The following is a 26,601-nucleotide window of genomic DNA, read 5'->3' on the forward strand; positions in this document are numbered from 1 at the left end:
TCGGGTATCGGTATTCGGAAGCGACAGGGGTTCATCTATGGGAACGACAGCAGGGGGCGGTTCGAAGAAGGACGCTGCAGCGTCCGCCCCCAAGCGGGTGGTGGTTGCCGAGGACGAGGCGCTCATCCGGATGGACCTGGTGGAGATGCTCTCGGAGGAGGGCTATCACGTGGTGGGTGAGGCGGGAGACGGTCAGCAGGCCGTGGATCTCGCCGAGGAGCTGCGGCCGGATCTGGTGATCATGGACGTGAAGATGCCGCGTCGGGACGGCATCGACGCGGCGGCCGAGATCGCGTCGAAACGCGTTGCGCCGGTGGTCATCCTGACCGCCTTCAGCCAGCGCGACCTGGTGGAGCGGGCGCGCGACGCGGGCGCGATGGCGTACCTGGTGAAGCCGTTCACCAAGTCGGATCTGGTGCCGGCCATCGAATTGGCCGCCTCGCGATTCCATGAGATCGCGGCGCTCGAGAGCGAGGTCGCGAATCTGACCGACCGGCTCGAGACCCGCAAGCTGGTCGAGCGTGCCAAGGGTGTGCTGATGCAGACCCAGGGGCTGTCCGAGCCGCAGGCGTTCAAGTGGATTCAGCGCACGGCCATGGATCGTCGCACCACCATGAAGGCGGTCGCGGAAGTGGTGCTGGAGAACCTCACGCCGAAGTAAGCCGCATTAGCCACGTCGTCGCCCTGTTGTTGCCGCTAAAGCACTGGAGGAATTAACAGTGCGGTAACAGCAGGGCCTTCTGCTTTTGTTGCGATGTTACATGGATGGTTCGAATGTGATGCGGAGCTAACGTGGCGGGGCTATGTTCTGGACGGGCCGATCGATGGGGCGGCCCTCCTCGGTCACCCCGGGGGAGCACAGAACATGAGGTGAATCGTGCTTGGTTCATTGACGCGCACGTCGTCCCTGCGACGCAGTCGCACGGCGCGAGCGGTGGTCATCGGAGCGGCGGCCGTACTCGCTCTGGCGTCGGCGGGATGCAGTAGCAAATCAACGGATAATTCGGGTGGCGGCTCGAATCTGACCATTCAGCCTCTCGTGCAGGTGGATGGCCAGGGCAAGGAAGTTCCGGCGAAGGACACCAGCGCGGCCGCGGATCCGGCCGGCGACGGCAAGGGGAAATGCGCATCCCAGACGATCGCGATGGCGGGCCCGCTCACCGGTGACAACGCCAACCTCGGCCTGAATATCATCCGCGGCGTGAAACTGGCGCTGGACCAGCACAACAAGGCCAACCCGGGCTGTCAGGTGACGGTCAAGGAATTCGACACCGAGGGCGACCCGCAGAAGGCCACCCAGGTCATCCCGACCATCGTCAGCGATCCGTCGATCGTGGCCCTGATCGGCCCGACCTTCTCCGGTGAGACCAAGGCGACCGGCGCGATCCTCAACCAGGCCAATCTGCTGTCGCTGACGCCGTCGGCCACCAACGTCACCCTCACCACCAACGGCTGGAACAACTTCTTCCGCGGCCTGGGCAACGATGGCATCCAGGGTCCGGCGGTGGCCGGATACCTCAAGGGCACCGGCAAGTTCAAGAAGATCTGCGTCATCGCCGACGACTCGGACTACGGCACCGGCCTGGCCAAGACCGTCACCGAGGGCCTGGGCTCGATCGCCGACCCGAGCTGCGCGGCCAACGTGAAGCAGAAGGACAAGGACTTCTCCGCGACGGTGTCCAAGATGGCCTCGGCCAAGCCGGACGCCATCTTCTACGCCGGCTACTACGCCGAGGCGTCCCCGCTGGTCAGCCAGCTGCGCAATGGCGGCGTGACCGCGACCTTCATCTCCGATGACGGCACCAAGGACGTCGAATTCGTCAAGCAGGCGGGCAATGCCTCCAAGGATGCGCTGCTGTCGTGCCCGTGTGGTCCGGCGACGGACAAGTTCACCACCGCCTACAAGGCATTCAACAACTATGACCCGGGCACCTATTCGACCGAGGGCTACGACCTGACCACCATCGTGCTCAAGGGCATCGAGGCCGGTAAGGTCACCCGCCCCGATCTGGTCGATTTCGTGCGCAACTACGACGGCCAGGGCCTGGCCCGCGAATACAAGTGGGGCCCCACCGGTGAATTGGCGAACGCTTTGATCTGGATGTACCAGGTCAAGTAGCACTCACTATTCGGAACAGCGTGTGCCGAATCGTTTTCGGCGCACGCTGTTTTCCTCGGACGGCGAAAGTAACGAATGTCTTCACCCGCTCTGGCCGATGTGACCCTCCTCGCGAGCAGTTCCATCGAATTCAATGTCTCCGGCGTAGTCGATCAATTCTGGCGGCTGACCGTCGAAGGTTTGACCTACGGTTCGATCTACGCCCTGGTCGCGGTCGGGTACACACTGGTCTACGGTGTGTTGCGCCTGATCAATTTCGCCCATTCAGAAGTTTTCATGCTGGGCATGTTCGGCCAGCTGGTCGGGCTGATGGTCTTCGGATTCGCCGCCAGTGGCGATGTGTATTCCCAGGGCGTCGTCTCGACCGTCATCTATCTCGGCGCCGCCATGGTCTTCGGCATGCTGGTCTCCGGCGCGGCCGCGGTGGGCCTGGAGCGGGTCGCGTACCGCCCGCTGCGCAAACGCGGCGCGAAACCGCTGATCTTCCTGATCACCGCGATCGGAATGTCGTTCGTACTGCAGGAATTCGTGCACTACGTGCTGCCGAAGCTGACCAGCAACAAGCTCGGCGGCACCAATGCGCAGCAGCCGATCGTGCTGGTGAAGCCCACCGAGCAATTCCAGATCTTCGGCGCCTCGGTCACGAATATCTCGCTGGTGATCGTGCTGGCGGCGATCGCGCTCGCGCTCACCACCGAATTGCTCATCAATAAAACGAAATTCGGCCGCAGCATTCGCGCGGTGGCGCAGGACCCCGATACCGCCACGCTGATGGGCGTCTCCCGGGAGCGGGTCATCATGCTGACCTTCCTCATCGGCGGCGTGCTCGCGGGTGCGGCCGCGCTGCTGTACACGCTCAAGATCCCCAACGGCATCATCTACAACGGCGGATTCATTCTGGGCATCAAGGCGTTCAGCGCCGCGGTCCTGGGCGGCATCGGCAACCTGCGCGGCGCGCTGCTGGGCGGCCTGCTGCTGGGTCTGGCCGAGGACTACGGGCAGATCCTGTTCGGCACGCAGTGGCGTGATGTGGTGGCCTTCGTGGTGCTGGTCGGCGTGCTGATGATTCGCCCGACCGGCATTCTGGGCGAGAGCCTGGGGAGGGCGCGGGCATGACGACGACGAAACCGGCCCCCGTGCCACAGCATTCGCCCGCCGGACGGGGCGTCGGCGACGCCATCCGCAACTGGTGGGGCGGGCTGTCCCGTCCCGCGCAGTGGGCGTTCGGCGTACCGGCGGTCATCGTGCTGGCCGTGCTGCCGCTGTTCAAGCTGCCGCTGCTGGACACCCCCGGCACCAGTTTCGGCGGGGTGATGGCGCAGTTCGCCATGTACGCCCTCATCGCCATCGGCCTGAATGTGGTTGTGGGACAGGCGGGTCTGCTCGACCTCGGTTATGTCGGCTTCTACGCGGTCGGCGCGTATTCGGTGGGTCTGCTCACCAGCCCGAACAGCCCGTGGAATCAGACCAACGGCGGCTTCCTCGACCCCAAGTGGGCGTGGCTGGCGTGTGTGCCGATCGCGATTCTGCTGACGGCCATCTCCGGACTCATCCTGGGCACGCCCACCCTCCGCCTGCGTGGCGACTACCTCGCCATCGTGACCCTCGGCTTCGGTGAGATCGTGCGGCTGCTGGCCGACAATCTGCCCGAGATCACCAATGGCAGCCTCGGGCTGTCGCGGATCCAGTATCCGAAGCTCGGTGAGTCGGACAGTCACCCCGGCGGTTATTTCTCCTCCGGCAACCTGGGCGACACGAGCAGCTGGAATCCCTTGGACCGGGCCAACTCCGGCACCTGGTGGTACTGGCTCGGCATCGTGCTGGTGGTCGGCGTGCTGATGCTGGTCGGCAATCTCGAGCGCAGCCGTGTCGGCCGCGCCTGGGTGGCCATCCGCGAGGACGAGGACGCCGCCGAGATCATGGGCGTGCCCACCTTCAAGTTCAAACTGTGGGCCTTCACCATCGGCGCGGCCATCGGCGGCCTGTCCGGCGCGCTGTACGCGGGCCAGGTGCAGTTCATCAACCCGGCCGGATTCAACGTCATCAACTCGATGCTGTTCCTGTGCGCGGTGGTGCTGGGCGGCCAGGGCAACAAGCTCGGCGTGATCGTCGGTGCGTTCCTGATCGTGTATCTGCCCAACCGGTTCATGTCGGTGAACGTGGGCGGGCAGTCGCTGGGCGACTACAAGTATCTGTTCTTCGGACTCACGCTGGTGGTGGTGATGATTTTCCGGCCGCAGGGTCTGTTCCCGGCTCGGCAGAAACTGCTCGCCTACGGGCGGCAGGTGTATCGGGCGGTGCGACGGCCGGTGGTGGCAGCGCAGGCGACGGGAGCGGGGCAATGACGGGGCCGGGCGACGCGCTCTTCGACAACGAGGACATGGCGGCCGGGTACGCGGCGCCGGAGGTCGAGCCCAGCGCGGGCACGCTGGACGTGACCGAGGTGCTGCCGGTCTACAAGGACCACGAGGTGGTCGCGGAAGTCGTTGCGCCGCACCGGGAGATCGAGACCGCGATCGGCGCGCCGCTGCTGCGCACCGACGGGCTGACGGTGAAGTTCGGTGGTCTCACCGCGCTGGACGCCGTGAGCTTCGAGATCCGCCGCGGCGAGATCCTCGGGCTCATCGGACCCAATGGCGCGGGCAAGACGACCTGCTTCAACGCCATCTCCGGCGTGTACCGGCCGTCGGGCGGCACCGTCTACTTCGACGGCAAGCCGCTCACCAAGACCAAGCGCAACGAGATCACCCGCCTGGGTATCGCGCGCACCTTCCAGAACATCCGGCTCTTCGGTGAGATGACCGCGCTGGAGAACGTGGTGGTGGGCGCGGACGCCCGGCACCGGACCTCGGTCCCGGGCGCCATCTTCCGCACCGCCCGGCACCGGAGCGAGGAGCGCGACTCGCTCGAAAGAGGCATGGCGCTCCTGGAATTCGTCGGCATCGCCGCGCACGCGGTGGAGAAGGCGCGCAATCTCTCCTACGGCGATCAGCGCCGCCTGGAGATCGCCCGCGCGCTGGCGACGGAACCGAAACTGCTGTGCCTGGACGAGCCGGCCGCCGGCTTCAACCCGAGCGAGAAGTCGGCGCTCATGGATCTGATCCGCAAGATCCGCGACGACGGCTACACCGTGCTGCTCATCGAGCACGACATGCGGCTGGTCATGGGCGTGACCGACCGCATCGTGGTGCTCGAGTTCGGCCGCAAGATCGCCGACGGGCTGCCGGACCAGATCCGCCAGGACCCGGCGGTGATCAACGCGTATCTGGGCGTGCCCGACGAGGCGGAGGCCGCGGACAGCGGCGCCGAGCAGGCCGCAGCCGCGTCGGCCGCCGGCGCCGAGGTGAACCCGGGCATGTCTGGCGCACAACCGATTCCGGGCCTGGCCAAGCCCATCCCAGTGCCGGATGTGCCGGACACCCCGTCCGATCAGCCCCTGCTGACGGTCGAGGACATGGTGGTCAACTACGGCAGAATCCAAGCCCTGCACGGCATCTCGCTGTCGGTCGGCCAGGGCGAGCTGGTGACCCTGCTGGGCGCCAATGGCGCGGGCAAGACCACCACCATGCGTGCCCTGTCCGGCCTGCTGCCGCTCTCCCGCGGCCGCATCATGTTCCAGGGCCGCGACATCACCCGCATGAAGGCCCACGAACGCGTCGTAGCGGGCCTGATCCAGGCCCCCGAGGGCCGGGGCGTCTTCCCCGGCATGACGGTCCAGGAAAACCTCGACATGGGTTGCCACGCACGACCGTTCAAGGCCAAGGCCGACTACACCCACACCCTGGACTGGGTCTACGAGCTGTTCCCGCGACTGCTCGAACGCCGGCGCCAGGTGGGCGGCACCCTCTCCGGCGGCGAACAGCAGATGCTGGCCATCGGCCGCGCCCTCATGGCCCGCCCCCAGCTGCTGCTGCTCGACGAGCCGTCAATGGGCTTGGCCCCCATGGTGATCCAGCAGATCTTCCGCATCATCGCCGATATCAACGCCCAGGGCACCACGGTCCTGCTGGTCGAGCAGAACGCCCAGCAGGCGCTGACCCGCAGCGACCGCGCCTACATCCTGGAAACCGGCGAGGTCACCAAAACCGGCGGCGGCCGGGCCCTCCTGCACGACCCCGCCGTCAAATCCGCCTACCTCGGCGTCGGCTGACGCCCGGGCCCCGAAAAGCATTCGGGCCGGTCACCTTCCGGTGACCGGCCCGAAGCCTTCTGCAGGGGCGACAGGAATCGAACCTGCAACCTGCCGCTTTGGAGACGGCTGCTCTGCCAATTGAGCTACACCCCTTGGCGAGGGCATACGCTACCAGGTAGCCCGGCCGCGATGAAATCGGTTTTGCTGACCTGCGGCGACGGGCCGAGTATGCCCGCTGCCCACGGATGTCGGAGGGGATACCTAGACTCTGTCGGGTGACCCCTGCCTCTACTGATCAGCGTCCTGGTGTTGTGCCCGCATCTGCGTCCGGGGAGCAGCCGACCCTGCTGCTGCTGGATGGGCATTCGCTGGCCTATCGCGCGTTCTACGCGCTGCCGGCGGAGAACTTCAAGACGCAGAGCGGGCAGACCACCAATGCCGTGTACGGATTCACGGCGATGCTGATCAATCTGCTGCGGGACGAGAAGCCCACGCATGTGGCGGCGGCGTTCGACGTGAGCCGGAAGACCTTCCGGACCGAGGCGTTCCCCGAGTACAAGGCGAACCGGATCAGCACGCCCGACGAGTTCCGGGGCCAGGTGGAGACCACCCAGGAAGTGCTGGGGGCACTGGGGATTCCGGTGATGGCCATCGAGGGATACGAGGCGGACGATCTGATCGCCACCCTCACCACGCAGGCCGTACCCGAGGGTTTCCGGGTGCTCATCGTCACCGGTGACCGCGATTCGCTGCAACTGGTCAATGACAACGTCACCGTCCTCTACCCGAAGAAGGGCGTCTCCGAGCTGACCCGGTTCACCCCGGCGGCGGTGGAGGAGAAGTACGGGCTCACCCCGCAGCAGTATCCGGACTTCGCGGCGCTGCGCGGCGACCCGAGCGACAATCTGCCCGGCATCCCGGGTGTGGGGGAGAAGACCGCCGCCAAGTGGGTGCGCGAATACGGTGATCTGGCCACGCTGGTCGACCAGGTGGACAAGGTCAAGGGCAAGGTCGGAGACGCGTTGCGCGCCAACCTGTCCAGCGTCGTGCTCAACCGTCAGCTCACCGAGATGGTGAAGGACGTGCCGCTGCCCTACACCCCGGAGCAGCTGGCCGTGCAGCCGTGGGACCGGGAGAAGATCCACCGCCTGTTCGACGAGCTGGAGTTCCGCGTCCTGCGCGATCGCCTCTTCGACACCCTGGCTCCGGTGGAGCCCGAGGCCGAGGCCGGTTTCGAGATCAGCGGCAGCACCCTCGCGGCCGGTACCGTCGCGGACTGGCTGGCCGAGCACGCCGGAACCGGTGTGCGGCACGGTGTTTCCGTGGTCGGCACCGGTTCGCCGATCAACGGCGACACCCAGGCCATCGCGCTGGCCGCCGCCGCCGGCGAGGGCGCCTACATCGACGTGCACACCCTCACCCCGGAGGACGAGAAGGCGCTGGGCGCCTGGCTCGCCGCCGCCGAGATCCCGAAGGCGTTGCACGAGGCCAAGACCGCCATGCACGCGCTGCGCGGCCGCGGCTGGCAGCTGGGCGGGCTCACCAGCGACACCGCGCTGGCCGCCTACCTGATCCTGCCCGGCCAGCGCACCTTCAACCTGGAGGACCTGTCGCTGCGCTACCTGAGCCGGGAGTTGCGCGTCGACAATGTGGGCGAGAGCCAGCTGTCGCTGCTCGACGACGAGGAGCAGGTCGACGCCGAGGTCGCCAATGCCCAGATGCTGCGCGCCCGTGCGGTTTCCGACCTCGCCGACGCGTTCGACACCGAACTCGAGCGCATCGAGTCCACCGCCCTGCTGCGCGATATGGAACTCCCGCTGCTGAGCGTGCTGGCCGATCTGGAGGCCGCGGGCATCGCCGTCGACACGGCCCAGCTGGAAGAGCTGCAGCGAGACTTCGCCGACCGCGTCGCCGACGCCGCGAACGCCGCCTACGGTGAAATCGGCAGGCAGATCAACCTGGGCTCGCCCAAGCAGCTGCAGGTGGTGCTGTTCGACGAGCTCGACATGCCGAAGACCAAGCGCACCAAGACCGGCTACACCACCGACGCCGACGCGCTCGAGGGTCTCTACGAGAAGACCCAGCACCCGTTCCTGCAGCACCTGCTCGAGCACCGCGACGCCACCCGGCTGAAGGTGACCGTGGACGGGCTGCTCAAATCGGTCGCCGACGACGGCCGCATCCACACCACCTTCAATCAGACGGTCGCGGCCACGGGCCGGCTCTCCTCGACCGAGCCCAACCTGCAGAACATCCCGATCCGCACCGATATGGGCCGCCGCATCCGCGACACCTTCGTGGTGGGCACCGGGGCGGGCTCCGACGGTGTCACCGCCTACGAGTCGCTGATGACCGCCGACTACAGCCAGATCGAAATGCGGATCATGGCCCACCTCTCCAAGGACGAGGGCCTGATCGAGGCCTTCAACTCCGGCGAGGACCTGCACAACTTCGTCGCCTCCAAGGCCTTCGACATCCCCATCTCCGACGTGGATCCGGAACTGCGCCGCCGCATCAAGGCGATGTCGTACGGCCTGGCCTACGGCCTGTCCGCCTACGGTCTGTCCCAGCAGTTGAAGATCAGCGCCGACGAGGCCAAGGTCCAGATGGACATCTACTTCAACCGTTTCGGCGCCATCCGCGACTATCTGCGCGACGCTGTCGAGCAGGCCCGCAAGACCGGCTACACCGAGACCCTCTTCGGCCGCCGCCGCTATCTGCCGGATCTGGATTCCAGCAACCGGCAGCGTCGCGAGGCCGCCGAGCGGATGGCCCTCAACGCCCCCATCCAGGGCACGGCGGCCGACATCATCAAGGTCGCCATGATCGACACCCAGCAGGCGATCCGGGCGGCCGGGCTGAAGTCCCGGATGCTCTTGCAGATTCACGACGAACTCGTCTTCGAGGTCGCTCCCGGCGAGCGCGAGCAACTGGAATCGCTTGCGCGCGAGCACATGTCCCATGCCATCGAACTCTCGGTGCCGCTCGAGGTCTCGGTGGGTGTGGGCCGCAGCTGGGATTCGGCCGCGCACTAGGAGGCAAGCGCGGCCGGCGCTGTCGAGGCGTTCGGCGCGTAGCAACTGATTTCGCTGCGCCATGGGTAGCTCGCCGGGTACGTCCGAAATTCGGGTACCCGCCTGACCGCAGGCACGGGTGTGTGACTCCGACGGCACACTGCCGTCCGCTGAAGTTTCGGGGAGGCGGACCGGCCGTGAGCTGGGCATGTTCACGTATCGGATGTCTGCGGGCCCCATGGTGTTTGCTCGCACTCTTTCTCGGCCGGTGTGGTGCCCGTCGCATATCCGGTGACCTGCGGCGAAGTTACTCATGGGTCGATTGCGAATATGGTTGCCATTGCGAGGGTGTCCCCCTATGCTCGACTTCGTGCCGAATCCCGCCTACAGCCGCAGCGCAGCGCTCGAAGTCGCCGACCGCGACCGCGCCGCGCTCATTTCGCTCACCGCGAGTGTGGCTGGCGCGCGCGTACTCGTAGTTCTCCGCCGTAGCGGGGTCTGATTCGGACCGGCCCCTCGCTGCGGCCGAATGAACTTTTCTTGCTGGTCCCCTCTGTCACTTTCTTCGGAAGAAGTCGGGAAGACCTAGTTCAATGACCATCACCATTGATACCGCCACGTTCATCGCCGCTGCCCCCGCGAGTCTGCGGACCGAGTGCATCGGCCTGACCCCCGCCGAGTTCCACGACCGGTATTGCGCCCCGACGGGCCCGGTCAAGCTCAGCGACTGGACCCCGATCGGCCACCGCGCCGGCACGGCCACCCTGGAGATCGCCGATCACCTGCGCACCGTCGTGGCGACGGGCAGCCCGGTGGCGGCGCTGACCTCGGCCCTCTACGACGAGGGCTACCCGGTGGAGATCCTCGCGTTCCACCAGCGCCGCACCGCGGACGGCATGGCCACCTTCATCCAGTGCGAGTTCAACGGCCGCCGCGGCTGGGGCGCCGCCCTCGCCGACGATCCGGCCGAATCCACCATCCGCGCCATGATCGCCGGCATCAACCGGCTCGGTTCGCACTTCTGAGCGAAGCAGGAACCCGGCCCCGCTGCTGAGGCAGCGGGGCCGGGTTGCATGAAATGTCTGCTGAAAGCCTTGAGATGTCGGCTGAAAAGCCAAGCGCCGCAACTCCTTCCGGCGTTGCGGCGCTGAGTTCGCGGGGAGCGCGGCCTACTTCGACTCTTGCTCGGCGATCTGCTTGCGGACCTCGTCCATGTCGAGGGCCTTCACCTGGGTGACCAGGTCCTCGAGGGCGGCCGGGGGCAGCGCGCCGGGCTGGGCGAAGACGAGCACGCCCTCGCGGAAGGCCATGATGGTCGGGATCGAGCGGATATTGGCGGCGGCGGCCAGGCCCTGCTGGTCTTCGGTGTCCACCTTGCCGTGCACCACGTCGGGGTGTGTCTCCGACGACTTCTCGAAGGTCGGGGCGAAGCTGCGGCAGGGGCCGCACCACGATGCCCAGAAGTCGACGAGAACGACGTCGTTGCCGGTGACTACCTCGTCGAAGTTCTGCTCGGTCAGGGTCTGGGTGGCCATGGTTTCCTCTCGTATCGATGTCCCCCGGTCCAACACGGGGCCCGCTGGTTATCTTCCCTGGCTGATCGGCCGGTCGGTCGTTCAGAGTCGTTCGGTCCCGGAAACGGGCCACTCGTCACGCCGGTCACCGTCCCATCGACGGATGCCCTCTACGGTAGCCCGGAAGTCCTTGTCCCAGGCCACCGCGTCGAGCGCCGCCTCGAGTTGTCCCGGCCGCAGCCGCCGCGCGAGCGTGACGTGCGGCGTCCAGATGTCCGGGCGCACGTTGGCGGGAATGCCCGGGCACTCCTCGATGACGCGGAACAGCCTGTGCTGCAGGGCGATCAGTGCTGCGGAGGGCACCACGGCCCGGACCAGAATGGGCGTGCGTGCGCCGAACACCAGCAGTCCGCCCAGCCGGATCGGAAAGGGCCGAAACTCCTGGCGCGCCAAGACTTTATCGAGTCGCGGCCAGATCTCGGAGGCGACCGCGAGGGTGATGTGCGGCCGGTGCTCGGGCCCGGGCGCGTGCAATCCGATTTCGCGCAGCAGCGCCCACTGCCGCCGCACCTCGGCCTCGGCCGTCACGTCGAGCACCAGCTCCACCGATTGCACCATGGTGTCCCGAACCTACGCCGAGATCTCGAAACACGCGCGGCCGTGTGCCGGAGCGCCGCCGCCGTGGGGGTTGCGCGAGGATGGCTCCCATGAGCGACAGCGACACTCGAGTACGCCTGGGCCTGTTGGAGGGCGACGGTATCGGCCCGGAAATCGTGCGCGCCACCCGGGATGTGGTCGACGACGCCTTCCATGCCACGGGTCTGCCGCCGGTGGAATGGGTGACGCTGCCGCTGGGACACGCGGCGATCGAGCAGTACGGCAACCCGGTACCCGAGCAGACCCTCGACGGGCTGGCCGGACTGGACGCCTGGATCATGGGCCCGCACGACAGCGCCTCCTACGCGCCCGAGCACCGCACGGGCCTGCCGCCGGCAGGGGCGGTGCGCAAACGCTTCGGGCTCTACGCCAATATCCGCCCGGCCCGCACCCTCGAGGGCGTGCGCTCGGTCGCCCCCGACATGGATCTGCTGATCCTGCGCGAGAACACCGAGGGCCTCTACGCCGACCGCAATATGGCCGCGGGCTCCGGCGAATTCCAGCCGTCGCCGGACGTGGCGCTGGCCGTCGGCGTGTTCACCCGCCCGGCGATCGAACGCATCGCGCATCTGAGTTTCGAGATCGCGGGTGAGCGCTCGAAGAAGGTGACCATCGTGCACAAGGCGAACGTGCTGCCCATGACCATGGGCATGTTCCGCGACGTCTGCTACGAGGTGGCTGCGCAGTATCCCGACATCGAGGTGGGTGACGAGCACGTCGACGCGGCGGCCGCGCATCTGGTCCGCGCGCCCCAGGACTACGACGTGATCGTCACCGAAAACCTCTTCGGCGACATCCTTTCCGATCTGGCGGGGGAGCTGAGCGGTTCGCTCGGCATGGCGGCGTCGGTGAACTGTTCGGACACGCAGATCATGGCGCAGGCCGTGCACGGCGCGGCCCCCACGCTGGCCGGGCACAATCGCGCGAATCCGGTGGCGCTGTTCAACTCCGCCGCGGGCATGTTGCGCTGGATGAGCCGGACCCCGCGCTACAGCGCCCTGCGGCGAGTGGGCGACCGGATGGAACACGCGGTTGCGGATACGTTGCGGGCCGGTGTTGCGACGTCCGATTTGGGTGGGCTAGCCTCTACCTCCGAATTCACCGAGCAGGTGCGCGCCCGGCTGCACCGCTGGTGAGCGCGCACTTCCGGGACCGGGCGTGTTCGGCCACGCGATGGCGTGTCGCCGATTAATGTTCGGTTACCGACCGACACGGACGGTGTCACTCGCTTACATTTCAAACGGCGGGCGACACCCGGATGTCGCGCACCCGAACTGTGGAGGACTGCTGTGTCTGTTCGTAACTCTCTTCGCGGGCGTGTCCTGCGGGCCGCTGTCGTCGTTGCCGGCGGCGCTCTCGCGCTGACCGCGTGTACCAGCAATTCCGAGTCCAGCGGCCCCGCTGTGGCCAAGGTCGATGTGACCAAGGTCGACACCATCGCCGCCAAGGTGCCCGCCGACATCAAGTCCTCCGGCAAGCTGATCGTCGGTGTGAACGTGCCTTATCAGCCCAACGAGTACCGGGATCCGAGCAGCGGCAAGATCGTCGGCTTCGACGTCGATCTGATGGACGCGGTCGCCAAGGTGCTGGGCCTGTCGGCCGACTACAAGGAAGCCGACTTCGAGAAGATCATCCCCTCCATCGAGGCGGGCACCTTCAATCTCGGCATGTCCTCCTTCACCGACAACAAGGAGCGCGAGGCCACCGCCGACTTCGTCGACTACTTCTCCGCGGGCAGCCAGTGGGCCCAGCAGAAGGGCAAGCCGGTCGACCCGAACAATGCCTGCGGCAAGCGAGTCGCGGTGCAGCGCACCACCGTTCAGGACACCGACGAGATCCCGGCCAAGTCCAAGGCCTGCACCGACGCGGGCAAGCCGGAGATCCAGAAGGTCGCCTACGACGAGCAGTCCGCCGCCGCCAACGCGCTGGTGCAGGGTCAGGTCGACGCCATGTCCGCCGACTCCCCGGTGACCGCGTACGCCATCAAGCAGGCCAGCGACAAGATCGAGGCGGCCGGCAAGATCTTCGACTCCGCGCCCTACGGCTGGCCGGTCAAGAAGAGCTCGCCGCTCGCGCCGGTGCTGCAGGAAGCCGTGCAGTACCTGATGGACAACGGGCAGTACAAGAAGATCGCCGAGAACTGGGGTGTCCAGGAGGGCGCGATCACCAAGTCGGGCATCAACGGGGCGACGAGCTAAAGAATTATGTCGCAGGACGAGACCAATTCCGCAGCCTCGGCTGCGTCGGCGGTCGCGAGCACCGAGCCCGAGCCGATCAAAGCGATTCCGCTGCGACGGCCGGGCCGGTGGATCGCCGCCGCGATCATTCTGATTGCCCTGGCCCTGTTCGTCTGGGGCGCCAAGACCAACGAGGCGTACCACTGGGACACCTACTTCAAGTACCTGGGTGACAAGCGAATCGCCAAGGGTGCGTTGGTCACTCTGGAACTGACCGTGCTGGCCATGGTGATCGGCGTGGTGCTGGGTGTGTTGCTGGCGGTCATGCGGTTGTCGCCCAATCCGGTGCTGCGCTCGGTGGCGTGGGCGTACCTGTGGATCTTCCGCGGTACCCCGGTCTATGTGCAGCTGGTGTTCTGGGGTCTGTTCCCCTCGCTGTACAAGACCGTGACCGTGGGCGTGCCGTTCGGGCCGTCGCTGACGCACTTCGATGTGCAGCACTGGTCCGCGCCGTTCTTCTTCGCCATGATCGGCCTGGGTCTCAACGAGGCGGCCTACATGGCCGAGATCGTGCGCGCCGGGATCAATTCCGTGGGCGAGGGGCAGCGCGAGGCGTCGGTGGCGCTGGGCATGTCGTGGTCGCAGACCATGACCCGCACGGTGCTGCCGCAGGCCATGCGGGTGATCATCCCGCCCACCGGCAACGAGCTGATCTCCATGCTGAAGACCACCTCGCTGGTGACGGCCATCCCGCTCACCACCGACCTCTACGGCCGGGCCCGCGACATCTACAGCATCAACTTCCAGCCGATTCCGCTGCTGCTGGTGGCCGCCACCTGGTACCTGCTCATCACGAGCGTGCTCATGATCGGCCAGTACTACCTGGAGCGGTACTACTCGCGGGGTTCGTCGCGGCAGTTGACGGCAAAGCAGTTGCGCGCCTTGGCTCAGGCGCAAGTCGCCGGCGGAACGGGATAGGTGAACGCTGATATGTCCGAGGACTCGATGTCGTTCTCCAAGGATCCGATTCCGCTCGTCGAAGACGCGCTGCCGCCTTCGGGCGTGCCCATGGTGCGCGCCGACCAGGTCGCCAAGAACTTCGGCGCACTCAAGGTGCTCAAGGGCATCACGCTGGAGGTGAAGCGCGGCGAAGTGCTCTGCCTGATCGGTCCGTCCGGTTCCGGCAAGTCCACCTTCCTGCGCTGCATCAACCATCTCGAGCAGATCAATGCCGGACGGCTCTATGTGGACGGCGATCTGGTCGGCTACCGCGAGAAGGCCGGCAAGCTCTACGAGCTGCACCCGCGCGATGCCGCCAAGCAGCGCCGCGACATCGGCATGGTCTTCCAGCACTTCAACCTGTTCCCGCACCGCACGGCGCTGGAGAACATCATCGAGGCGCCGACCCAGGTCAAGAAGCTCAAGCGCCCCGCCGCGGTCGCCCGGGCCCGGGAGCTGCTGGACCGAGTCGGGTTGGCGGACAAGGCCGATGCCTACCCCGCCCAGCTCTCCGGCGGTCAGCAGCAGCGCGTGGCCATCGCGCGGGCCCTGGCCATGGACCCCAAGCTCATGCTCTTCGACGAGCCCACCTCGGCGCTGGACCCTGAACTCGTGGGCGAGGTCCTCGGCGTCATGCGAGAACTCGCGGCATCCGGCATGACCATGATCGTGGTGACCCACGAAATGGGCTTCGCCCGTGAGGTGGCCGATCAGCTGGTCTTCATGGACGGCGGTGTCGTCGTCGAGGCGGGCAACCCGCGCGAGGTGCTCGCCAACCCCCAGCACGACCGGACCAAGGCCTTCCTGTCGCGCATTCTGTAGGCGCACAACACGATCAGGGAGCTGTCCCCGGCGGAATTCACCCGAATTCCCCGCGGTGACAGCTCCCTGATCGTGCTATTTCCGGAGGAACTCCTCGATGGGGGCGGTCTGGCCGAGGATGGCGTGGCCGACGCCGGGGAGGACCAGGGTGGTCGCATCCGGGATGGATTGCGTTGCGCGGCGCGCGGTGTCGGCGGACTTGAACATGACGTCGTCGTCGCCGACGATCACCAGAACCGGCATCGTGAGGCTGCGCAGCTGGTCGTCGGTGAAGATCGGCAGCTTGCCCGTGCGCGGAGTGAAGTGCGTGAACGTGAGGGTCACATCGTCCAGGATCTCCGCGTGGTCGGTCAGGTTCAGGCCGGTGACAATGGCCGCGGAGCGGCGCAGGTCGTGATTGCTGAACAGGTGGTCGACCAGGTTCTTGAAGATCCAGCCGAAGCGCTGCTTGCCGATGCCGCCGGGGCACAGCAGGGCCAGCTTCGTGACGCGGTCGGGCCGGCGGACGGCGTAGTCCAGCGCGATCCAGCCGCCCAGGGACATGCCGACGAAGCTCGCGGACGAAAGCTGAAGGCCCGCAAGGACATCGTCGAGCCACTGGGCGAGCGCCTCGGAGCCGAGAGCCGGGCGCGATTCGGTGCTGCCACCGGGTTCGCCGGGCAGGTCGACCGTGTAGACCCGGAAATCCCGTGTCCAGGAGGCGATATCGCCGCGCCAGGCGGAATTGTTGGAGCCGGAGCCGTGCAGCAGGATCACCGGCGGGGCGTCCTGCGGGCCGGACGCGAGCACGAAGGTGTCGCCCTCGCGGGTCGTCAGGTGCAGCTGCTCGGCGGGAACCGGCCACTGCCGCAGGACATCCCGGTAGCGGGCCTGGACGGCGGCGCGGCCGGCCTCGGATTTGTAGATCGCGTTCACGACGCGAGGACTCCTTCCATGTATTCGAGCAGCCGGGCGGTATCGCCCAGGCCGCCGACGAGAATGACCTTCAGGCGGGCGCGGTCGCGATCGTGGAAGGTCTGGATCCGCAGGGGCTGCCCGTCCGGTCCCCGGGTCGCCGCCGCGCCGGTCAGCAGGGTGCTGACCCGGTCGGCGGTGCCGGGATCCACGGCGTCGACCTCGATGATGGTCGACGCTTCCGAATGCCGGTGCCGGGCAACCGATTCGCGCGGGCTGCCGGGCTCGGGCAGGCCGGTGAAGGCCGCCAGATCGGTGGCGGCGATGCGGTACTGCTTGCCGATGCGGGTGGCGGGTAGCTTCCCGTCGCGCACGTAGCCGCGGACGGTGCGGACGTGCAGGCCGAGACGCTCGGCTACCTCGTCGACGGAGTACAGACGATCTGTCACGAAAACTACCTTAAACATCCCTATCTATGTCCGCAATAGGGAAGTTTAGGTAACTATGTGATGGGCCTTACGGTGGCCGCCAAACTAAACTACATTGTGTAGTAGACATTCGGTCGCACTGTGGGAGGCAGCGACATGGGGTTCACGGCGGTAGCGGAGCATCCGGTCGAATCGACGCGGTGGAGCTTCCTGCAGTGGGCGGTCCTCGTGGTCGGAGCCCTCCACATCGTCTGGGCGATCGCGGGCTGGGTCGCCGAACCCAGCTTCGCCATGGGCGAGCACGCCCCGGCCACACCCGTGCTCGGCATGGACTACAACGGCTGGCACGGGCTCGCGGGACTGCTGCTGTTCACGCCCGCGCTGGTGGCCGCGCTGCGCAAGCGCTGGGCCGCCTGGTATTGCGTGATCGCCGCTATCGGAGGCGGATTCGTGGTCGGCGTCTGGGCGCTGTTCGCGCACAGCGTGCTGATGCTCAGCTTCCCGAATCACCGCAGCGATGCCGTCGAGCACATCGTGACCGGTGTGGTGCTGCTGGTGCTGGTCGGTGTCCAGGCGATCCGGGACGGCGGCCTGCGGGCGCTGTTCGCGGCCGGGGCGTGACGAACCGCTATGGCTCGGCGAGCATCGGCGCCGGATCCTTCCAGCGTGCCAACGCGATGCGGAGCTGTCCGAGCAGGACTTTCGCGGCCGGGCTCAGTGGCCGTTCGGTACTCCAGGCCAGGACCAAACGGCCCCGCATCTCCGGATCGATCTCCAGGGTGCGCACCCCCGATTGGGCCGCCTCGTCGGCGGGGACGCGCGGGATGACGGCCACGCCCAGCTCGTGCGCGGCCAGCCGGATGAGCAGTGGGGGAGCGGCGGCCTCGAACGCCACGTTGGGGGCGAGATCTGCTGCAGCGCAGGCATTTTCGAGCAGCCCGCGCAGGCCGGTGCCGCTCGGCAGGCAAATCAGGGGATGGGTGCACAGCTCGGCCAGCGTGATTCTTTCGCCGAAGCCCTCGGCCCCGGCCGCCACTGCCGCGACAATGGCGCTGTCGTAGACGGTTTCGGTGCCGATGCCCGGATCCAGGTCGCCGGAAACGCTGAGTACCCCGATATCCAGGTCACCGCGGCGGACCGCTGCGTGCATGGATTCGGAGGTGTCCTCGGTCAGGGAGATGACGATCTGCGGATGGTCGCGATGGAAGTCGGCCAGCACCTGGGCGATGTCGATCTCCTCGCCGGCCGCGCCGGAGATCAGCCCGACCCGCACGTGCCCCCGCAGCAGCCCGGTGAATTCGTCCACCGTGTGGGTGATGCGCTCGACCTGATCCAGGGCCGCCCGGGCCAGTGGCAGCACCGCCGCGCCGGCCGGGGTGAGCGTGACCGAGCGGCTGGAACGGTCCAGAAGTGGTTGTCCCAGTTCGCGTTCCAGCTGCCGGATCTGCGCGCTGAGCCCCGGCTGCGCCAGGTGCAGCCGGGCGGCCGCCCGGGTGAAGTTGGCCTCCTCGGCCACCGTCACGAAGTACCGCAGCTGGCGCAGCTCCATAACTGTTGATTCTAGCAACGAGAAAAACTATCTGTTGGAGTTCTTGATCGGAGCCGAGCAGAGTTGGTGCCATGACGAAGACAGCGATCACCGAACTGCCCGCCGCCACCGGCCCCGTCTTCCAGCCCGGCGACACCGGCTACGACGCCGAGATCGCCGGATTCCAAACCGCTTACACCCACCGTCCCGCCGTGGTCGTGGGCGCTGCACACGCCGAGGACGTCCGCGCCGCCGTGGAATACGCAGCGCGCCACGGCCTTACGGTCGCCGTGCAGAACACCGGCCACGGTCTCTCGGTCGCCACCGACGGCGGCGTGCTCATCACCACCCGCCGCATGACCGACATCCGCATCGACGCCGACGCCCGGACCGCCCGGGTGGCGGCGGGCGTCCAGGCCGGAGCCCTGATCGAGGCGGCCGCCGCGCACGGCCTCGCGCCGCTGAACGGCTCGTCGCTCTCGGTCGGCGTGGTTGGTTACACCCTCGGTGGCGGCATCGGCATCCTGGCCCGCGAATTCGGTTATGCCGCAGAGCATGTGCGCGGCATCGAGATAGTCACCGCCGACGGCCGGCTGCGCCGGCTGGAGCCCGGCGACGAGCTGTTCGGCGCGGTGCTCGGCACCGGCGGCAACTTCGGGGTGGTCACCGCACTGGAGCTGGCGCTGCTGCCGATCACCACGGTGTACGGCGGCCAGCTGCAATTCGACACCCCGCTGGTCGCACCCGCGCTGGAAGCGTGGCGACTGTGGACCCGGGACGTGCCCGAGCAGATGACCTCGGCCATCACCATGATGGCCTTCCCCGACATTCCGGCATTCCCGCCGCGCCTGCGCGGCCGGTACGTCGCGACCATCAATATCGCGTTCACCGGTTCCGCCGAAGAGGGTGAGCGCCTGGTCGCCCCGCTGCGCGCGGTCGGCGCGCGGATGGCCGACGACCTGCGGGCCATGCCGTACACCGAAAGCCATGCCATCTACCGGGATCCGGAACACCCGCACCCCTACCTGGCCACCAACGCGCTGCTGTCCGACCTGCCCGCCGACGCCACCGACGCCTTCCTGGAGGCCACCGGCCCCGAGTCGCCGGTGCCGGTGATCGCCGGTCTGCGCCATCTGGGCGGCGCGCTGGGCCGCCCAGGGCCGAACGGCATCGCCATGGACCACCGCGACGCCGAGTACATCGCCCGCATTCTGACGATGCCGAACCCGGACAACGCGGACCAGATCGACGACCGGCTGTCGCTCGTGCTGAAGACCCTGCAGCCCTGGACTCTCGGCCAGAACCTGAACTTCCTCTACGGCGGCGGCGATCAGGCCGATGAGGACCAGACCCGGGCGGGATACAGCGCCGCCACCTACGACCGGCTGTCGGGTCTGAAGGCGAAGTACGACCCGGCAAACCTGTTCCGCAACAACCGCAATATCCGTCCGCACTGACCGCGTCGGATCCGCGCGTGCTCGCCCCGTCACACCCGTCCGTGGCGGGGCGAGCCGTGTTTCCGGGCTTGGCTCCGGCTCCCTTGCGCGCTATCGTCGTGATATCACTTCGATACTAGGAGAGTGTCATGGAGTTGCGTCGAGCCTTCCGGCTGAACGGATTCCTCATGCTGGGGGTCCTGATACTGCTGATCATCGCGATCGCCGTCGAGGCGCACACGCTGAATACCCGGGGCGGCGATGGCGGTTCGCCGGCCGTCCTGGGTGTGGCGCTGGCCGTCACGCTGCTGGCCGCGGTGCTGGCGGCGAGCGGGTTCATCGTGGTGAATCCCAACCAGGCCAAGGTGATCCAGTTCTTCGGCCAGTACATCGGCTCGGTCAGCGAATCCGGTTTCCACTGGGTCACCCCGCTGTCCAGCCGCCGCGGCATCTCGCTGCGGGTCCGGAACTTCGAGACCCAGAAGCTGAAGGTCAATGATCTGGACGGCAACCCGGTCGAGATCGCGGCCGTGGTCGTGTACCAGGTGGTCGACAGCTACAAGGCCGCCTTCGCCGTCGACGACTACGAGGACTTCGTCCGCACCCAGTCCGAGACCGCGGTCCGGCACCTGGCCACCACCCACCCCTACCAGTCCGACGACGCGAACACCGCCAGCCTGCGGGACGGGTCCGAGGTGGCCGGCGAGCTCACCACCGAACTGCGCGCCCGCACCGAACTGGCCGGCATCGAGATCATCGAGGCCCGCATCACCCACCTCGCCTACGCGCCGGAGATCGCCCAGGCCATGCTGGTTCGCCAGCAGGCCGCCCAGGTGGTCGCCGCCCGCAGCCGCATCGTCGAGGGCGCGGTCGGTATGGTCGGCATGGCCCTGGACCGACTGGCCGACCAGGGCGTGGTCGAACTCGATGAGGAGCGCAAGGCGGCAATGGTGTCCAACCTGCTGGTGGTCCTGTGCGGCGACCGCTCCGCCGCACCCGTCGTCAACGCCGGAACCCTCTACTCCTGATGGTCAAGCGCGAGCCGAAAAAGGTGCTGCTCCGGCTCGATCCGGCGGTCCACGAAGCCATCGCCAGGTGGGCCGCCGACGATCTCCGCAGCATCAACGCCCAAATCGAATTCGCGCTGCGCCTGGCCCTGAAACAGGTTGGGCGCGAACCGAAATAGTCACGACACCACGTTCGAACCGTCGATCGGATAGCCCCCGCCGAGCGGGACCGGCTGCGCCTGCCGCAGCTCGGTCCCGCTCCGGCTGTCAGCGCGGCTTCTCGGTGACGAAAATGGCTGTGCCGGGGAAGATCTCGCCCCGGAGGGGGCTCCACTGGCCCCACTCGCGGTCGAGCCACTCGGGCCAGTCGGGTTCGATGATGTCGGTGAGGATCAGACCGGCGGCGACGATTTCGCGGACGCGGTCGCCGATCGTGCGGTGGTGTTCGACGTAGGTGGGTTCGCCGTCGGAGCCGAGTTCGACGTACGGGGTGCGGTCGAAATAGGGGATGGTGGCGCGCAGGCCCTCGGGGCCCGGGTCGTCGGGGAAGATCCAGCGCATGGGGTGGTTCACCGAGAAGACCCAGCGGCCACCGGGTTCGAGGACACGGTGAACCTCCCGCATCACCTGAGCGGAGTCCGCGACGAAGGGCACCGCGCCGAAAGCGGAGCAGGCCAGATCGAAGGACTCGTCGGCGAAGGGCAATTCCTCGGCGCCCGCCTGGATGAGCGGGACGCGGGGGCCGCCCGCGGCCATGGCGGCGAGACCGCGGTCGAGCATGGCGCGGGAGATGTCCAGTCCGACCGGGTGCGCGCCGTGCGAGGCGAGCCAGCGCGAGCAGGGGGCCGAGCCGCAGCCGATCTCCAGGATCCGCTTGCCGGCGATGTCCCCCAGCAGATGCCAGTCACCCTCGTGCAATCCCTCCGGGCACCACACGAATTCGCCGGCGGGGGAGTCCACGCCGAGGAAGTCGGCGTGGGTCTCGTGGTAGGCCGCGGCGTCGGCGTCCCACCACTTGCGGCTGGCGCGCTGACTGGACTGCGAGTCGACCTTTGTCCGGGTCACTCCCACCGTCCCGAGGAGGGTGTTGGCTTCGGCGTGCCGGGCATCGTCGGTGGTGACGGAGTGATCTTCGGACATGGGCTCACCCTATCGACCCGCGCGCCGGGACCCATGTTTGCTTGGTACAACACCCGTCGCGTACGCTGTTTTCCGCGAGTGTCTTCTGTACCCGGTTTCTCGAGACCGCGTAGAGCAGACAATCGTGCTGTGGGTCCGCATGCTTTTCAGGGCAGCGTTGTGCAGCGTCGCAGCGGTGTGCTGTGCATGACCAACGTTAGTTCCAACGCCTGCTGTTCGCAGCAATACCGAAAGTCCACATGTCCACTACCGACCACAATCCGTCCGGAGCCTCCCAACACATGCCCACCACTGTCACCTCGCCGCAGGTTGCCGTCAACGACATCGGCACTGCCGAGGACTTCCTCGCCGCCATCGACAAGACCATCAAGTACTTCAACGATGGCGACATCGTCGAAGGAACCATCGTCAAGGTCGATCGCGATGAGGTCCTTCTCGACATCGGTTACAAGACCGAAGGCGTGATCCCGTCTCGCGAACTGTCCATCAAGCACGATGTCGACCCGGCCGAGGTCGTTTCCGTGGGCGATGAGGTCGAGGCCCTCGTTCTCACCAAGGAGGACAAGGAAGGCCGCCTGATCCTGTCGAAGAAGCGCGCTCAGTACGAGCGGGCCTGGGGCACGATCGAGGAGCTCAAGGAGAAGGACGAGGCCGTCAAGGGCACCGTCATCGAGGTCGTCAAGGGCGGCCTGATCCTGGACATCGGTCTGCGCGGCTTCCTCCCGGCATCGCTGGTCGAGATGCGTCGTGTGCGCGACCTCCAGCCGTACGTCGGCAAGGAGATCGAGGCCAAGATCATCGAGCTCGACAAGAACCGCAACAACGTGGTCCTGTCGCGTCGCGCCTGGCTCGAGCAGACCCAGTCCGAGGTCCGCAGCGAGTTCCTGCACCAGCTGCAGAAGGGCCAGGTCCGCAAGGGTGTGGTCTCCTCCATCGTCAACTTCGGTGCCTTCGTGGACCTGGGTGGCGTGGACGGTCTGGTGCACGTCTCCGAGCTGTCCTGGAAGCACATCGACCACCCGTCCGAGGTTGTCGAGGTCGGCAACGAGGTCACCGTCGAGGTTCTCGACGTCGACCTGGACCGCGAGCGTGTCTCCCTGTCGCTCAAGGCGACCCAGGAAGACCCGTGGCGTCAGTTCGCCCGCACCCACGCGATCGGCCAGATCGTGCCGGGCAAGGTCACCAAGCTGGTTCCGTTCGGTGCGTTCGTGCGCGTCGAAGAGGGCATCGAGGGCCTGGTGCACATCTCCGAGCTGGCCGAGCGCCACGTCGAGGTCCCGGACCAGGTTGTGGCCGTCGGCGACGACGCCATGGTCAAGGTCATCGACATCGACCTCGAGCGTCGCCGGATCTCGCTGTCGCTGAAGCAGGCCAACGAGGACTACACCGCCGAGTTCGACCCGTCGAAGTACGGCATGGCCGACAGCTACGACGACCAGGGCAACTACATCTTCCCCGAGGGCTTCGACTCCGAGACCAACGAATGGCTCGAGGGCTTCGAGAAGCAGCGTGAGGAGTGGGAGACCCGGTACGCCGAGGCCGAGCGTCGCCACAAGATGCACACCGCTCAGATGGAGAAGATGGCCGCCGACGCCGCCGCCGAGGCTGCCAACGGTGGTCCGTCGAACTACTCCTCGGAGTCGGGTTCGCAGGCTGCGGCTTCGTCCTCCGAGCCGGCCGGTGGCTCGCTCGCGAGCGACGCCCAGCTGGCTGCGCTGCGTGAGAAGCTGTCGGGCAACGCCTGATTCGCTGACACGCGATAAGCGATAGTCGAAGGTCCCCGAGCCGATGGCTCGGGGACCTTCGCTATTCTCGGAAGTGACATGTCCGAATCCACCGTCGAGTCGAGCCCATCGCTGTGGGAGCGCCGCAAGATCGAGGCCATGGGCCGTATCCAGCGGGTAGCGCTGGAGCTGTTCGACGAGCACGGCTATCGGGAGGTCACCGTCGAGCGGGTGGCGGGTGCCGCCGGGGTGTCACCGAGTTCGATCTACCGCTATTTCGGGACCAAGGAGAATCTGGTCCTCTACGACGAGACCGATCCGAAGCTCCTGGAAATCGTGCGGACGGTCGGCGGCGGCGAAACCCGGGCTCCTCTCGACCTTTTGGCGTCCGCGCGGCCGCTCATCCCCGTCCTCATCGACGAGATCGTGACCGATGAGGTCGAGTACCGGACGCGGCTGCGCATGGGCTATGTCCGGACCATTCCCGAGGTGAAACTCGGCCAGGCGCAGCAGATGCGGGAGCTCGAGGACCAGTTCCGGGTCCTGCTCGCCGATCGTACCGGTCGCGACCGCAACGACGTGCAGATGCGGCTGGCCGCCGCGATCGCCATCTGGGGTTCCATGGCGGCGCTGGATCATTGGGCCGGAACGGGTTTCGCCGTGCGGCTGCGCGACGTCTACCGTGACGTCGTCGAATCCATCGTGGTCGCGCTGGAGGCCATGTTCCGCTGACGGCGCGGAGCCGGCAGCCACCAGTTCCAGCGGCCCAGCAGCCGCATGCAGGCCGGGACCAGGATCAGGCGGACGATCACCGCGTCGATGGCGACCGCGACCGCCAGGGCGAAGCCGATCTCCTTCAGCTCCATGACATCCGCGCTCAGGAAACTGGCGAACACCGCGACCATGATGGCGGCCGCCGCGGTGATGGGCCGGGCGGTGCGCTGCAGGCCCTCGGCGACTGCGGTGGCATTGTCGTGGGTGCGCTCCCAGGCCTCCTTCATGCGCCGGATGAGGAAAACCTCGTAGTCCATGGACAATCCGAACAGGACGGCGAAGACCAGCATGGGCAGGAAGACCTGGAGGAAGCCGGCGCTGTGGAAACCCAGCACGGCCTGGCCGACACCGTGCTGGAAGACGGTGACCGTAATGCCCAGGGCCGCACCGGTGGCCAGCAGATTCAGCAGGATCGCCTTGAGCGCCAGCACGATCGAGCGGAAGGTCACCGTCAGGAAGACCAGCGAGGCGGTCAGGACCAGGGCGATGACCCACGGGAAGCCACGTGAGATCAACTGCGACACATCGGTGAACATCGCCGGCGTTCCACCCACCAGGACCTCGGCGGACTCGACAGTCGCTGCGCGGGAACGGATATCGGCGGTGAGCGTGCCGACCGTCGTCGAGTCGAAGGCGTCCCTGGGGACGATGGTCGCCAGGTAGCGGCCATCGGCCTGCTGGGGGAGCACGGTGGCCACCCGGGGATCCCGGGCCAGATCGGTCACCAGGCGCAGCACCTCGGTGCGGCCGTCGGCGGACAGCGCGGTGTCACCGGGTCCGGCGGCGACGACCTGGATGGGGGAGAGCAGACCCGGGCCGAAGTCGTTCTGTACCAGGCGAGTCGCCTGCCCGGTGGGCCGATCGCCCAGCGAGTTCAGGCCCATGTCGATGCCGTAGCGGATGCCGGCGATCGGCAGTGCCGCCAGGACCAGCAGCGCCATTCCGAGCACGCCGAACACCACCGGTCTGCCCATCACCAGGTGCGCCCAGCGCGCCCAGGCGCTCGACGCCGCCGTCGATCGGGTCTCGGCCGGGCGCAACCGCGCGGGCAGCGCACCCCGATTGACGGCCGGGCCGAGTACGGACAGCAGGGCGGGCAGCAGCGTGAAGGCGGCGGCCAGGGTGCCCGTCACGGCGGTCACCACCCCCAGCGCCACACCATCGAGCATGGGCAGGCCGACCACGGTCAGCGAGCACAGCGAGATCATGACGATGAGCCCGGAGGCCAGGATGGTGCGGCCCGTGGTATCGAAGGTCGCGCCGACGGCGGCCCGAATCTCCCGGCGAGCCTTGCGATCCCGCACCCCGCGCCGGGTCAGTTCCTCGTTGAATCGGCTCACCAGGAACATGGCGTAGTCGATGGCGGTGCCGGTGCCGATCATGGTCGCCACCGACAGCACGAAGGAGTCGAAGGTCAGCAGACCGGCCAGCCCGAACAGCACGCCCACGGCGAGCGCGATCCCGGCGGCGGTGACCGAGATGGGGAGGGTGGCGGCGACGGCCGCGCCGAGCGCCAGCACCAGCACGACCGCCGCGATCGGCAGGCCGATGGCCTCGCCGCGGGTGATGTCGGCGGTCTCCATCCGGATCAGTTCGCCCTCGACCGGTGAGTATCCGGTCAGGCCGGCCCGCACCTCCGCATCGGAGGCGGCGGTCAGCGCGGTCTGCAGGCGGACGGCCACGTCGATCCGGTCGGACATGCCGCCGTCGATCCCCGCGATGCCCAGCGCGGTGTGCCGGTCGGCGGAGATCTGCTGTCTCGCGTCGCCTTCGAACGGCCCGATCGCGCCCGCGACGCCGGGCACCCCGCGGGCCGCGCCCAGCACGCGCTCGATGGCCGCCCGGAAGCGCGGGTCGTCCACGGTGTATCGGTCCGAATGCAGCACGATCAGGTCCTGCTCCGCGCCGAGCTGCGAGAAGTGTTGTGCCACGCGGTCTTCGGTGGTGGCCGACGCGGATCCCGGCACGCTGTAGTCGGGTGCGCCCAGTCGCGCGTGCAGGGCCGGATACGCCGCGCCGCACGCCACGATCAGCACCAGCCACACGCCGATCACGATTCGGGGATGCCGGGCCATGAATTCGCCCCAGCGTCCGACGATGCCGAATCGCGGTGCGGAGTCCGGGAATCGGGGCGGGTCGGCGAGCGCCGGACTGGTCATGGAGGCTCCCACGGTCGATACCTGAAAGTCACTCTCAGATATGGCCGACAGCTTAGGCCGACCCGGCAATGAGGTGC

At 67.3% G+C, this 26,601-nt stretch carries 25 protein-coding genes, 1 tRNA gene and 1 pseudogene; 19 read left to right on the forward strand and 8 right to left on the reverse strand.

Going from position 1 to position 26,601, the window contains the following annotated elements:
• Positions 1-37: 37 nt before the first annotated feature.
• From ACWEKS_RS18305 to ACWEKS_RS18330, 6 genes and pseudogenes are all read left to right on the forward strand, one after another.
• Positions 38-661 carry an ANTAR domain-containing response regulator gene (locus ACWEKS_RS18305; RefSeq protein ID WP_387460346.1) on the forward strand — a complete coding sequence of 208 codons (624 nt, stop codon included), beginning with the start codon at positions 38-40 and terminating at the stop codon, positions 659-661.
• A gap of 246 nt (positions 662-907) precedes the next feature.
• Positions 908-2,119 carry a branched-chain amino acid ABC transporter substrate-binding protein gene (locus tag ACWEKS_RS18310; RefSeq protein ID WP_452341223.1) on the forward strand — a complete coding sequence of 404 codons (1,212 nt, stop codon included), beginning with the start codon at positions 908-910 and terminating at the stop codon, positions 2,117-2,119.
• A 75-nt stretch (positions 2,120-2,194) separates the two neighbouring features.
• Positions 2,195-3,235: a branched-chain amino acid ABC transporter permease gene (locus tag ACWEKS_RS18315; protein WP_452341177.1), complete on the forward strand. Its 1,041-nt coding sequence runs from the start codon at positions 2,195-2,197 to the stop codon at positions 3,233-3,235.
• Positions 3,232-4,464: a branched-chain amino acid ABC transporter permease gene (locus tag ACWEKS_RS18320; RefSeq protein ID WP_452341178.1), complete on the forward strand. Its 1,233-nt coding sequence runs from the start codon at positions 3,232-3,234 to the stop codon at positions 4,462-4,464. Before ACWEKS_RS18315 ends, ACWEKS_RS18320 begins: the two co-directional genes overlap by 4 nt.
• Positions 4,461-5,402: pseudogene (locus tag ACWEKS_RS18325) on the forward strand (ABC transporter ATP-binding protein); the annotation flags it as partial. The gene ACWEKS_RS18320 and the pseudogene ACWEKS_RS18325, both read left to right, overlap by 4 nt.
• Positions 5,403-5,573: 171 nt before the next feature.
• A complete protein-coding gene (locus tag ACWEKS_RS18330; protein ID WP_364619648.1) occupies positions 5,574-6,269 on the forward strand; it encodes an ABC transporter ATP-binding protein in 696 nt (231 codons plus the stop codon).
• Between the two features lie 62 nt (positions 6,270-6,331).
• Here ACWEKS_RS18330 and ACWEKS_RS18335 read toward each other — a convergent pair.
• Positions 6,332-6,404 (reverse strand) — tRNA-Trp (locus tag ACWEKS_RS18335).
• 122 nt (positions 6,405-6,526) lie between these two features.
• On the opposite strand from ACWEKS_RS18335, the gene polA reads away from it, so the two are divergent.
• From polA to ACWEKS_RS18350, 3 genes are all read left to right on the forward strand, one after another.
• The gene (gene polA, locus ACWEKS_RS18340; protein ID WP_452341179.1) at positions 6,527-9,286 is read left to right on the forward strand and encodes a DNA polymerase I; all 2,760 of its coding nucleotides are present in this window, start codon (positions 6,527-6,529) and stop codon (positions 9,284-9,286) included.
• A gap of 337 nt (positions 9,287-9,623) precedes the next feature.
• Complete coding sequence (locus ACWEKS_RS18345; RefSeq protein WP_452341180.1) at positions 9,624-9,767, forward strand: hypothetical protein; 144 nt, start codon at positions 9,624-9,626, stop codon at positions 9,765-9,767.
• A gap of 91 nt (positions 9,768-9,858) precedes the next feature.
• Complete coding sequence (locus tag ACWEKS_RS18350) at positions 9,859-10,290, forward strand: 2-isopropylmalate synthase (protein ID WP_379389778.1); 432 nt, start codon at positions 9,859-9,861, stop codon at positions 10,288-10,290.
• A 144-nt stretch (positions 10,291-10,434) separates the two neighbouring features.
• Here ACWEKS_RS18350 and trxA read toward each other — a convergent pair whose 3' ends face one another.
• Together trxA and ACWEKS_RS18360 are read right to left on the reverse strand one after the other, a co-directional pair.
• Positions 10,435-10,800: a thioredoxin gene (gene trxA / locus ACWEKS_RS18355; protein WP_120739276.1), complete on the reverse strand. Its 366-nt coding sequence runs from the start codon at positions 10,798-10,800 to the stop codon at positions 10,435-10,437.
• Between the two features lie 81 nt (positions 10,801-10,881).
• Positions 10,882-11,397: a 2'-5' RNA ligase family protein gene (locus tag ACWEKS_RS18360; RefSeq protein WP_452341181.1), complete on the reverse strand. Its 516-nt coding sequence runs from the start codon at positions 11,395-11,397 to the stop codon at positions 10,882-10,884.
• An 89-nt stretch (positions 11,398-11,486) separates the two neighbouring features.
• Here ACWEKS_RS18360 and ACWEKS_RS18365 point away from each other — a divergent pair, with 89 nt between their 5' ends.
• From ACWEKS_RS18365 to ACWEKS_RS18380, 4 genes are all read left to right on the forward strand, one after another.
• Entirely contained in the window at positions 11,487-12,572 is a 1,086-nt protein-coding gene (locus ACWEKS_RS18365; protein WP_452341182.1) for an isocitrate/isopropylmalate dehydrogenase family protein, read from the forward strand.
• Positions 12,573-12,725: 153 nt separating this feature from the next.
• Complete coding sequence (locus tag ACWEKS_RS18370; protein ID WP_452341183.1) at positions 12,726-13,634, forward strand: ABC transporter substrate-binding protein; 909 nt, start codon at positions 12,726-12,728, stop codon at positions 13,632-13,634.
• 6 nt (positions 13,635-13,640) lie between these two features.
• Positions 13,641-14,591 carry an amino acid ABC transporter permease gene (locus ACWEKS_RS18375; RefSeq protein ID WP_354846108.1) on the forward strand — a complete coding sequence of 317 codons (951 nt, stop codon included), beginning with the start codon at positions 13,641-13,643 and terminating at the stop codon, positions 14,589-14,591.
• 90 nt (positions 14,592-14,681) lie between these two features.
• Positions 14,682-15,434: an amino acid ABC transporter ATP-binding protein gene (locus ACWEKS_RS18380; protein WP_452341224.1), complete on the forward strand. Its 753-nt coding sequence runs from the start codon at positions 14,682-14,684 to the stop codon at positions 15,432-15,434.
• A 75-nt stretch (positions 15,435-15,509) separates the two neighbouring features.
• On the opposite strand, the gene ACWEKS_RS18385 is transcribed toward ACWEKS_RS18380, so the two are convergent.
• Together ACWEKS_RS18385 and ACWEKS_RS18390 are read right to left on the reverse strand one after the other, a co-directional pair.
• Entirely contained in the window at positions 15,510-16,349 is an 840-nt protein-coding gene (locus ACWEKS_RS18385) for an alpha/beta fold hydrolase (protein ID WP_452341184.1), read from the reverse strand.
• Positions 16,346-16,777 (reverse strand): helix-turn-helix domain-containing protein, encoded by a 432-nt coding sequence (locus ACWEKS_RS18390; protein WP_452341185.1) that lies wholly within the window; start codon positions 16,775-16,777, stop codon positions 16,346-16,348. The genes ACWEKS_RS18385 and ACWEKS_RS18390 overlap by 4 nt, the downstream gene beginning before the upstream one ends.
• A gap of 135 nt (positions 16,778-16,912) precedes the next feature.
• Here ACWEKS_RS18390 and ACWEKS_RS18395 point away from each other — a divergent pair, with 135 nt between their 5' ends.
• Entirely contained in the window at positions 16,913-17,377 is a 465-nt protein-coding gene (locus tag ACWEKS_RS18395; RefSeq protein ID WP_452341186.1) for a DUF4383 domain-containing protein, read from the forward strand.
• 7 nt (positions 17,378-17,384) lie between these two features.
• Here ACWEKS_RS18395 and ACWEKS_RS18400 read toward each other — a convergent pair whose 3' ends face one another.
• Positions 17,385-18,305, reverse strand: a complete 921-nt coding sequence (locus ACWEKS_RS18400) for a LysR family transcriptional regulator (protein ID WP_452341187.1) — start codon at positions 18,303-18,305, stop codon at positions 17,385-17,387.
• Positions 18,306-18,376: 71 nt separating this feature from the next.
• Here ACWEKS_RS18400 and ACWEKS_RS18405 point away from each other — a divergent pair, with 71 nt between their 5' ends.
• The 3 genes from ACWEKS_RS18405 to ACWEKS_RS18415 all read left to right on the forward strand — a co-directional run bounded on the left by ACWEKS_RS18405 (position 18,377) and on the right by ACWEKS_RS18415 (position 20,906).
• The gene (locus ACWEKS_RS18405; protein ID WP_452341188.1) at positions 18,377-19,741 is read left to right on the forward strand and encodes an FAD-binding oxidoreductase; all 1,365 of its coding nucleotides are present in this window, start codon (positions 18,377-18,379) and stop codon (positions 19,739-19,741) included.
• A 128-nt stretch (positions 19,742-19,869) separates the two neighbouring features.
• A complete protein-coding gene (locus ACWEKS_RS18410; protein WP_452341189.1) occupies positions 19,870-20,748 on the forward strand; it encodes an SPFH domain-containing protein in 879 nt (292 codons plus the stop codon).
• Positions 20,748-20,906: a hypothetical protein gene (locus ACWEKS_RS18415; protein WP_452341190.1), complete on the forward strand. Its 159-nt coding sequence runs from the start codon at positions 20,748-20,750 to the stop codon at positions 20,904-20,906. Before ACWEKS_RS18410 ends, ACWEKS_RS18415 begins: the two co-directional genes overlap by 1 nt.
• Positions 20,907-20,994: 88 nt before the next feature.
• On the opposite strand, the gene ACWEKS_RS18420 is transcribed toward ACWEKS_RS18415, so the two are convergent.
• Positions 20,995-21,867 carry a class I SAM-dependent methyltransferase gene (locus tag ACWEKS_RS18420; RefSeq protein WP_452341191.1) on the reverse strand — a complete coding sequence of 291 codons (873 nt, stop codon included), beginning with the start codon at positions 21,865-21,867 and terminating at the stop codon, positions 20,995-20,997.
• A 281-nt stretch (positions 21,868-22,148) separates the two neighbouring features.
• On the opposite strand from ACWEKS_RS18420, the gene rpsA reads away from it, so the two are divergent.
• Positions 22,149-23,612 carry a 30S ribosomal protein S1 gene (gene rpsA / locus ACWEKS_RS18425; protein ID WP_040856871.1) on the forward strand — a complete coding sequence of 488 codons (1,464 nt, stop codon included), beginning with the start codon at positions 22,149-22,151 and terminating at the stop codon, positions 23,610-23,612.
• A gap of 78 nt (positions 23,613-23,690) precedes the next feature.
• Positions 23,691-24,323 (forward strand): TetR/AcrR family transcriptional regulator, encoded by a 633-nt coding sequence (locus ACWEKS_RS18430; RefSeq protein ID WP_452341192.1) that lies wholly within the window; start codon positions 23,691-23,693, stop codon positions 24,321-24,323.
• Here the strand turns inward: ACWEKS_RS18430 and ACWEKS_RS18435 are convergent.
• Positions 24,269-26,524 carry an MMPL family transporter gene (locus ACWEKS_RS18435; protein ID WP_452341193.1) on the reverse strand — a complete coding sequence of 752 codons (2,256 nt, stop codon included), beginning with the start codon at positions 26,522-26,524 and terminating at the stop codon, positions 24,269-24,271. The genes ACWEKS_RS18430 and ACWEKS_RS18435 overlap by 55 nt on opposite strands.
• Positions 26,525-26,601: the final 77 nt, after the last annotated feature.

It is taken from the genome of Nocardia sp. NPDC004711 (assembly GCF_053601595.1).